Raw genomic sequence first — 8,198 nt, forward strand, 5'->3', positions numbered from 1 at the left:
TATGGATCAAGAAAAATGGGGCGAGATTTTAGACCGAGTGCAGGCCCAATTTACTGTGTTAGAGGATACTAAAGCACCCGGTGAAGACGAGATCGGCGAAATAGAAACTTTAATTTTTACAGGACCGTTAGGAAAAATTAAATTGCTTTGGATCACCCGGCCGGTCGTGCTGGATAAAAAAATTATTGGCGCCCATCGGCGCGGAACCAGCAGCGCTCAGTATGAATATATTTATTCTCCTACTGAGATCACTCATAAGCTGGAAGCCTATCGGGAAGTAGACGGAGAATGGCAAACTTTTGATAGTAGTGTTTTTTAATTAAGATGAGCGAAGATCAAAATAATTGTGTGTTTTGTAAAGTAGCCCAGGGTGGGGCGATTACTCCCATCCGTTATGAAGACGATGATATTATTGTGGTCGATAATTTGCATCCCGATGCGCCGATCCATATGGTCGTGATCACTAAAAGACATATTATCAGCCTGGCTCATTTGGAGGAATTAGACCGGGATTTAGCTGGCAAGATTTTATTGGTGTGCAAAAAAGTGGCAGCCGATATGCACATAGCGGAAAATGGCTATCGCGTAGTCACTAATATTGGCAAATGGGGTGGCCAAGCTATTCCCCATCTCCATTTCCATGTTTTGGGCGGCGTACCCCTATCAGAAAAAGTCGGGTTAGCTGTGGCGGAGGAAGAACCCCATATTCAAGCAAAAACCATCGAAGAAGCTGTCTAAGATGCAACAGCTCAACCGGTTGAGCCGTTGCCCGACAGACTCCCTTGACTAGACCTGGTTTACAGGCTATCATTTGCTTATGTCTAGCTACGTCAAACGTAAAGAAAAAGAGAGTTTCGAGGCCATGATGCGCCGGTTTAACCGGATGGTGTTGCTATCCAAGTCTTTAACAGAAGCCAAAGAACGGCGGTTTCGGGCGAAACCGGTAACCAAGGGTCAACGGCGAGCCAGCGCAGTGCGCAAGGATAAGATTCGCACGCAAAAGAAGAAAGAGCTTTATTAATTTATGGATATTAAAGCTACGGTCCAGGCCGAATTAGTTGTGGCCATGAAGAATAAGGATGATTTGAAGCTGCAAACCTTACGGCTGCTTTCTAATGCGATTCATAACCAGGAAATAGCTAAAGGCGGCGAGTTAAGTGAAGCCGATCTGCAAACAGTCGTTAAACACGAAGTTAAAAAACGCAAAGAAGCTGTCGAAAGCTACACGGCGGGAGGGAGGCCGGAACAAGCCGCCAAAGAAGCCGCCGAAATGAAAATATTAGAGATTTATTTGCCGGCGGCAATGTCCGAAGCGGAGGTCGTTAAAATAGTTGAAGCAGAGCTAGCGGCTCAGCCCGGGGCAGCAGTGGGCCAGATTATCGGCGCCGTGATGAAAAAAGCCGGTGGCCAGGCCGACGGCAATTTAGTGGCAAAATTAGTTAATAGTAAGTTGGCTAATCGGTAATCAATGTCGCAGGTTTTTATTGGCTATGACGGGTATGGCATTGAAGGGGTGGACGATGAGTTCATCCGTTTTATTTTTGACGTGGTGTTGGGTTCAGCTAATAAAAGTCTGGATAGCGAAGCGGGTTTGATTTTGGCCAACGACGATAAAATGAAATCATTAAATCAGCGCTATCGGGGAAAGGATAAATCAACTAATGTTTTATCTTTCGAAAATAAAGACATAGTCGGCGTGACGCAAGCCCAGTCAGACAAAAATTATTTAGGAGATGTGTATATTAGCTGCGAGACATTAGCACAGGAAGCCAAAGGTTTGCGAATTTCTGACAAAGAGCGCTTTGCTCAATTATTTGTCCACGGATTACTCCATTTATTGGGGTTTGATCATGAACAATCAGCGGATGCTAAAGAGATGGAAAGTCTAGAAGACCGCATTGTCCAGCTGGTGCTGTAACATAGGGGATGATTGGCTAAGCGGGACATCTCGCATATAATAGATAAGAACGTCAACTTTTTAAGGAATAAATAAGCTCTGCATGAGGGAAAAAGTTACCATCGGCATTGATGTGGGTAGTTCGGAGGTTGTGGCTATTATTGGTCATCGCGGCGAAGACGAACTCCATCCCAATATTATCGGCGTCGGAGTCCAGGAGAATTCTGGTCTCAGAAAAGGGGTAGTCACCGATGTCGAAGAAACTGTGGCCGCCATCACGGCAGCTTTAGATAAGGCCGAACGGATGGCGGGAGTTCCGATCGAGAATGCTTATGTCAGCGTTAATGGGGAACATATCCAATCTTCTAATACCCGCGGATTGATTTCCGTAGCCCATCACGAAATCAGTAGCGACGATATTCTGCGAGTGATTGAGAGCGCCCAAACCGTGGCCTTACCAGCCAACCGCGAGATTATCCACGTAGTTCCGCGCACTTTCATTGTGGACGGTCAGGATGGCATCAAAGACCCTATTGGGATGGCCGGGACCCGGCTAGAAGTAGATGCCCATGTCATTACCGGCGCCACCCCCTTTATTAAGAATTTGCAGAAGACAGTGGAACAGGCAGGCGTCAGTATCGCCAATTTTGTCATGGCTCCCTTGGCTGCCAGTAAGGCCGTGCTATCCAAGAAGCAAAAAGAACTCGGGGTAGTGGTGATCGATATCGGGGCTGGCACCACCGGATTAGTCGTTTTTGATGAGGGAGATATTTGCCATTCCGCCGTACTGCCGATCGGTTCATCCCATCTCACTTCGGATATTGCTATTGGGCTCCGGACTTCCCTAGATGTCGCCGAAAAAGTTAAGGTCGAGTATGGTATGGCGAGCTCTGTCATGTTGTCCGACAAAGACACCGTCGATCTTTCGCGGTTTGATAAATCGGAAGACCAAGTTATTTCCAGGCGTTACATTGCCGAAATTATCGAAGCGCGGTTGATGGAAATTTTTATGATGATTAAAGCCGAATTACGCAAAGCCGGAAAAGACGGTATGTTGCCGGCAGGGGCAGTGTTAGTGGGCGGCGGCGCTAAGTTGCCGGGCATTGTTGATTTTGCTAAAGATCATTTAGGTTTGTCGGCGCAAATCGGTTTTCCTATTGAATTGCGGGGAGTGGTCGATCGGTTGGACGATCCGCGGTTTGTCACTGCCATTGGTTTGGTTTTGTGGGGAATGGATGAAACTAGCAACCTATCCGGGTTCACTAGAGAACCTAGTTTTAGCGGAGTGATGGCTCGTTTGAGAAGTTGGTTTAAATAAGTTATCCACAATTTGGGGATTAAAATTAGTGGGGATGGAATATGGCTTTTATGGCTCCCAAAGCCATTTTATAGAAAACCTTTTAATCCTTTTGACTTATCTTTTACTACTCATATATAATAAGAAGTCATTGGGTGGATAACTTGGGGATTGGGTGTGGATTATTTTAAGCCAACAAAATAATGCTTAGGAGGAATAATTATATGGTTTCGCGGAAAATGGTGTCCGATTTTGCGGGCGAAGGGGTGTTCGCTCGAATCAAAGTGGTGGGGGTTGGTGGTGGTGGTTCACATGCCATTAATCGTATGATCGATGCCAATATCAAGGGCGTCGAATTTGTGGCAGTAAATACAGATGCGCAAGATTTACATTATTGCGAAGCGTCCACTAAAATTCATATTGGCCAAACTACCACGCGTGGACTTGGCGCGGGAGCTGATCCGGAAAAAGGCAAGAAATCAGCCGAAGAGAATAAAGAAGATATTTACAATGCGCTCAAAGATGCCGACATGGTCTTTGTGACTTATGGTGCGGGCGGCGGCACTGGCACTGGCGCCGGTCCGGCAGTAGCGGAAATTGCGCGCGAACTAGGAGCCTTAACCGTAGCGGTGGTCACCAAGCCATTTTCTTTCGAGGGTTTGCGGCGCCGGAAAATTGCCGAAGAAGGGATTGAGGAACTTCGCACCAAAGTCGATACGCTGATTGTGATTCCCAACGACCGCCTGTTGCAGGTGATCGATAAAAAAACTTCGCTGTACGATGCCTTCTCGGTGGTCGATGATGTGTTGCGCCAAGGCGTCCAAGGCATTTCTGATTTAATTACTCAGCATGGCATGATCAATGTCGACTTTGCCGATGTCAAAGCCATTATGTCCAATTCCGGTTCCGCTTTGATGGGTATTGGCCGGGGCACTGGCGATAGCCGGACCTTAGAAGCTGCCAAGCAAGCCATCGACAGTCCTCTCTTAGAGCTTTCGATCGACGGAGCGAAAGGCGTTCTCTTTAACATCACCGGCGGTCCCGATCTGGGGATGTACGAAATTGACGAAGCGGCCAGAATTATTACCGAAGCGGCGGATCCGGATGCCAATATTATCTTTGGCGCCGTGATCGATGAAGCGATGCAAGGCGAAGTAAAAATTACTGTAGTAGCGACTGGCTTTGATGATGATATGTACAGTGTCGGTCCAGGCCGGCGCCGGATGGAGCAGCCAGCCCGAGTTGGAGGACAGCCGTCCAAGGAAACTACCGAAGAAGACAAGGACGAGATCGATGTGCCGGCTTTCATCCGCAAAAAAATCAAGTAAATATTCCCCAAGCTCTAATATTTACCCTCCGAGCGCAGTCGAGGAGTCACCTAAAGTACTTCTCGATTACACTCGAAGAATAATAACTTAAAACAGCCTATCCGGGCTGTTTTAAGTAGACTTGTCAATTCCTGCAGTGCTGGCTATAATAGGCCATTCATGGTCGATCATTGATTTTTAAATTAACACTGCCCTAATGGGGTGAAAAAGGGAGGCCACTTATGCCGCCTACGGCTATTAGATTTGTTCCGGTTATTTTTCTGACTCAAGTTCAAAAATTGGCTCAAAAACATGGCCTGCGGGGCCACGCTGATTTCTCTGGGAGCGAAACCTTTGGATCCATCCGGATATACAAACCTATGAAGGAAATGAAAAAAGGGGAGACCGGTTTCTCGGTACGTTTTCCTATTGCCAACAGAAAATCGCTCAATACCCATGAGGTGTATCTCGATATGAATCCCTTGTGGGTAGAGAAATTCATTGTGGACAGTCCGGACTTAGGTATCGCCGCAGGCCACGAAGCAGTGAGCCAGAAAGACATCACTTCAGAGACGATGAATCTTTTTCTCGCAGATGTTGCAGCTCTGTTTGCAGCTGAAACTACTAAGCTTCGGCTTCTCCTCGCCAGCACTGAATAAGATTAGTCTTAGCCTGGCTCTGCACACTAAATCATTACAACAAGACCATGAAAATAAGCGACCTGTTTCTACACAGGTCGTTTTAAATATCTTTCAACAAACTTTTCTGGCTGGGGGCGAGTTTTTTCTTGCTATCTTGGCGACACAAGATATTGGGGGTAAGTTAGGAATTAGATATCAACATAGTGTAGATTTATGCGTTGCCCCGCCTGTAAACAAGGAGACACGGCTGTCATTGATTCCCGTGAAAGCGACGAAGCCGATAGTATTCGCCGCCGGCGCGAGTGTACCACCTGCCATTACCGTTTTACTACCTATGAAAGATTTGAAGTGCCCAATTTAATGGTAGTGAAAAAAAGCGGGGCGCGGGAAATGTTTGATCGCCATAAACTTTCTCGGGGAATTTATAAGGCCTTTGAAAAACGCAACGTCAGTCCGGACAAAATTGAAATAATGATTGATAGTATTGTCCGGGAAATTATGGAAAAATATGATGTAGAGATTCAAAGCACCGTCATCGGGGAAATGGTGCTGGAACGAATCAAGCAACTAGACAAGGTGGCCTACATTCGGTTCGCGTCAGTCTATCGGGAGTTTGTGGATTTAGCAGCTTTTCAAGAAGAGATCAAAAAATTAATTAGCAGATAATAATTACTACTTAGGAGGTGGTATGGCAGTAACTCGCACGGGAGTTAAGTTGGTGTCGCGGTATTTTACGAGAGAGGGTGAGAATGTTTTTGATAAAGAAGAATGGGGGAAGCGCCGAGCCTATTTATTTGATAGTAAGGCCAATCAGGTTTTAATTGATTGGGAAGTCGAGGCGCCGGTGGCCTGGTCAGATACCGCCGTCAATATTGCCGCCTGGAAATATTTCCGGCGCAAGGGCGTACCAACTCCGGAAGGCCGCGAGATGAGCGTCCGCCAAATGATCGATCGGGTGGCTTTGGCGATTACTCAAGCCGGAAAAAAATTAGGTTATTTTTCCGATGACGAAGAAACCCAAACTTTTTACGACGAAATAGCGCATTTATTGCTGTTGCAAAAAGCAGCTTTCAATTCACCGGTCTGGTTTAACGTGGGTATTTTCGAAAAATACGGCATTACCAGAACTACGGACACTAATTTTTATTACTACAATCCCGACACGGACAAAGTTGAGGATTCGCTCGATAATTATGAACACCCGCAGTGCAGCGCCTGTTTTATTCAATCCATCAAAGACACATTAGAAGATATTTTTGATTTAGTTAAGCGCGAATCGCGGCTGTTTAAATGGGGCTCCGGCACGGGCACTAATTTTTCGACGCTACGCTCGCGGCTCGAACGATTATCGACTGGCGGCAACCCTTCGGGGCTGATATCCTTCCTAAAAGTTTTAGATGCGGGAGCTGGTGCCACCAAGTCCGGCGGCATTACCCGGCGGGCGGCTAAAATGGTCATCGTTAATATCGATCATCCTGAAATCGAAGACTTTATTAAATGGAAAGCCAAAGAAGAAGAAAAAGCCCAGGCTTTAATCCGGGAAGGCTATGATGCCGATTTCAACGGCGAGGCTTATCACACCGTGGCAGGGCAAAATTCGAATAATTCGATTCGGGTGACCGATGAATTTATGCAAGCTTACTTAGCGGACGAAGACTGGCAGACCAAAGCCGTGACTAATGGCGAGGTGATCCAGACTTACAAAGCGAAAGACCTAATGCGGATGATCGCCGAGTCAGCTTGGCGCTGCGCAGATCCGGGTATGCAATACGATACCACGGTAAATCGGTGGCATACTTGCAAAATGTCCGGTCGGATCAACGCCAGTAATCCTTGCAGCGAATTTATGTTCCTAGATGATTCGGCCTGCAATCTTTCTTCCATCAACTTGGTGAAGTTTGCCGACGAAGAAGGCAAATTTGATATCGCCTCGTTCCGGCGGGCGGTAGAATTGATGATTTTAGCGCAAGAGATCTTGGTAGATTACAGTTCTTACCCGGTAGATAAAATCGCTCTCAATACCCACAAGTTTCGGGCGTTAGGACTGGGTTATGCCAACCTCGGCGCTTATTTGATGCGCTTAGGGATGCCCTACGACAGCAAAGAAGGGCGGGGAATGGCCGCGGCGATCACCGCTATTATGACCGGACGAGCTTACGCCATGTCAGCTAAAGTTGCCGGCCGGATGGGGCCGTTTGTCGAATATCCGCTCAACACTGAGAGTATGCAAGAAGTTATCCGCCTGCATAAATATGCGGCCGAGAACTTGCGAGATATTCCAGATCCAGATTTGCAAACAGCAGTAATAGCGGATTGGACCGAAGCCTCAGACCGGGGCCAAGAGTACGGCTACCGCAATGCTCAAGTCACTGTCTTAGCTCCCACCGGCACTATTGGTCCATTGATGGATGTAGACACTACCGGCATCGAGCCAGACTTTGCTTTAGTAAAATATAAAAAGTTATCCGGCGGCGGCGGCTATTCAATTATTAACCAGTCAGTCGAGCCGGCCTTAAAAAACTTAGGCTATACGGTTGATCAAATTGAACAAATTAAACAATATGTTCTAGAAAAAGGCACGATCGAGGGTTCCCCGGAAATTAAAGAAGAACATTTGCCGATTTTCGATTGTGCCAACAAATGTAATGGCGGCGTCCGCTTTATTCAGCCGATGGGGCATATCGAAATGATGACCGCCGTGCAGCCGTTCCTGTCTGGAGCCATTTCTAAGACCGTGAACATGCCTGAGGAGGCTACCGTGGAGGCGATCGAGGAGATCTACATCGAAGCGTGGCGCCGGGGCCTTAAAGCCATCGCCATCTATCGGGATAATTGCAAAGCTTCCCAACCGCTGACTGCTAAAGGTGCCAGCCAACCCGGGATGTTAATGGTGCCGTCGCGCCATCGCGAGATGCCGTTAACCCGCGAGGGCGTCACTCATAAAGTTGTCATCAACGGCCAGCACAAAGTTTACATTACAGCTAATAAATTTGAGAACGGCGATCTGGGCGAGATCTTTATCGCTGCCGGCCTGGAAGGTTCGGTAGTATCAGGAT

The 8,198-nt window shown here is 47.2% G+C and carries 10 protein-coding genes; all 10 read left to right on the forward strand.

Going from position 1 to position 8,198, the window contains the following annotated elements:
• Window position 1: 1 nt before the first annotated feature.
• Window positions 2-319: a hypothetical protein gene (locus WC805_03620; protein ID MFA5967565.1), complete on the forward strand. Its 318-nt coding sequence runs from the start codon at window positions 2-4 to the stop codon at window positions 317-319.
• A gap of 5 nt (window positions 320-324) precedes the next feature.
• A complete protein-coding gene (locus WC805_03625) occupies window positions 325-738 on the forward strand; it encodes an HIT domain-containing protein (GenBank protein ID MFA5967566.1) in 414 nt (137 codons plus the stop codon).
• Between the two features lie 79 nt (window positions 739-817).
• The gene (locus WC805_03630; GenBank protein MFA5967567.1) at window positions 818-1,021 is read left to right on the forward strand and encodes a 30S ribosomal protein S21; all 204 of its coding nucleotides are present in this window, start codon (window positions 818-820) and stop codon (window positions 1,019-1,021) included.
• A 3-nt stretch (window positions 1,022-1,024) separates the two neighbouring features.
• Window positions 1,025-1,465: a GatB/YqeY domain-containing protein gene (locus tag WC805_03635; protein MFA5967568.1), complete on the forward strand. Its 441-nt coding sequence runs from the start codon at window positions 1,025-1,027 to the stop codon at window positions 1,463-1,465.
• A 3-nt stretch (window positions 1,466-1,468) separates the two neighbouring features.
• Window positions 1,469-1,918, forward strand: coding sequence for an rRNA maturation RNase YbeY (gene ybeY, locus WC805_03640; protein ID MFA5967569.1), 450 nt, complete (start codon window positions 1,469-1,471; stop codon window positions 1,916-1,918).
• An 82-nt stretch (window positions 1,919-2,000) separates the two neighbouring features.
• Window positions 2,001-3,215, forward strand: a complete 1,215-nt coding sequence (gene ftsA / locus WC805_03645; protein ID MFA5967570.1) for a cell division protein FtsA — start codon at window positions 2,001-2,003, stop codon at window positions 3,213-3,215.
• Window positions 3,216-3,418: 203 nt separating this feature from the next.
• On the forward strand, window positions 3,419-4,522 hold the full coding sequence (ftsZ, locus tag WC805_03650; protein ID MFA5967571.1) for a cell division protein FtsZ: 1,104 nt from the start codon (window positions 3,419-3,421) through the stop codon (window positions 4,520-4,522).
• Window positions 4,523-4,881: 359 nt separating this feature from the next.
• Complete coding sequence (locus WC805_03655) at window positions 4,882-5,160, forward strand: hypothetical protein (GenBank protein ID MFA5967572.1); 279 nt, start codon at window positions 4,882-4,884, stop codon at window positions 5,158-5,160.
• Between the two features lie 195 nt (window positions 5,161-5,355).
• Window positions 5,356-5,808 (forward strand): transcriptional regulator NrdR, encoded by a 453-nt coding sequence (gene nrdR / locus WC805_03660; protein MFA5967573.1) that lies wholly within the window; start codon window positions 5,356-5,358, stop codon window positions 5,806-5,808.
• A 22-nt stretch (window positions 5,809-5,830) separates the two neighbouring features.
• A partial coding sequence (locus WC805_03665) for a vitamin B12-dependent ribonucleotide reductase (protein ID MFA5967574.1) occupies window positions 5,831-8,198 on the forward strand: 2,368 nt, incomplete at its 3' end.

Source organism: Patescibacteria group bacterium (assembly GCA_041659905.1).
Lineage (GTDB): Bacteria > Patescibacteriota > Kazan-3B-28 > Kazan-3B-28 > UBA10110 > UBA10110.

Coding starts and splice junctions, on each gene's coding strand:
- WC805_03620 (MFA5967565.1), top strand. CDS start 2: ATGGATCAAGAAAAATGGGGCGAGATTTTAGACCGAGTGCAGGCCCAA.
- WC805_03625 (MFA5967566.1), top strand. CDS start 325: ATGAGCGAAGATCAAAATAATTGTGTGTTTTGTAAAGTAGCCCAGGGT.
- WC805_03630 (MFA5967567.1), top strand. CDS start 818: ATGTCTAGCTACGTCAAACGTAAAGAAAAAGAGAGTTTCGAGGCCATG.
- WC805_03635 (MFA5967568.1), top strand. CDS start 1,025: ATGGATATTAAAGCTACGGTCCAGGCCGAATTAGTTGTGGCCATGAAG.
- ybeY (MFA5967569.1), top strand. CDS start 1,469: ATGTCGCAGGTTTTTATTGGCTATGACGGGTATGGCATTGAAGGGGTG.
- ftsA (MFA5967570.1), top strand. CDS start 2,001: ATGAGGGAAAAAGTTACCATCGGCATTGATGTGGGTAGTTCGGAGGTT.
- ftsZ (MFA5967571.1), top strand. CDS start 3,419: ATGGTTTCGCGGAAAATGGTGTCCGATTTTGCGGGCGAAGGGGTGTTC.
- WC805_03655 (MFA5967572.1), top strand. CDS start 4,882: ATGAAGGAAATGAAAAAAGGGGAGACCGGTTTCTCGGTACGTTTTCCT.
- nrdR (MFA5967573.1), top strand. CDS start 5,356: ATGCGTTGCCCCGCCTGTAAACAAGGAGACACGGCTGTCATTGATTCC.